Here is a 521-nt window from a genome sequence, read left to right on the forward strand (position 1 = left end):
AGTGCCCGCGCCCGGGTTTCCCAGGCGCCCGAGAGCGGTGCCACTGGTGCCGGGCGGGTGGCAGAGCAGGCGGGCGGCCAGGGACGAGTGGGATGTTCGCGGCGACGCGGACATGGCGAGGAGCCCGTGCAGGCCCGCCTGGGTCATGACCGCCACCGCGTACCCCATCGGTCCGTCGAGCCCCGGGCGCCTGCCGGTGGGCAGCAGACGTCCGCCGGCGGTGAGGCCCGTGGCGAGCGCGATCAGGCCAACCGTGATGAAGAGGATCGGCACGAAACCGGGCGTCGGCCCGGTCGACGGTAGATGGGCGAGCATCGCCAGCGCGACGGACGGCACGGCGAACCGAACGCCCTGCCCGAATGGCCCGCGCCACATCGCGCTCGCGGCGGACAGACGCGGGCGAACAGTGCGCCCCGGCCGCCGTCGCCGCCAGCGCGGACGTCGTCGGCAGCTCACCCGACCAGGGTAAACACCGGCGCGTGGGCCGCGGTTTTCGCCGGTCCCGCCGGGGCCGGTGAGCT

General features: G+C 75.2%; 1 pseudogene. It reads right to left on the reverse strand.

The features are described from left to right. A pseudogene (locus U9980_RS19145) lies at positions 1 to 375 on the reverse strand (hypothetical protein); the annotation flags it as partial. Positions 376 to 521: the final 146 nt, after the last annotated feature.

This window comes from Protofrankia sp. Cr1, from assembly GCF_963555865.1.
Lineage (GTDB): Bacteria > Actinomycetota > Actinomycetes > Frankiales > Frankiaceae > Protofrankia.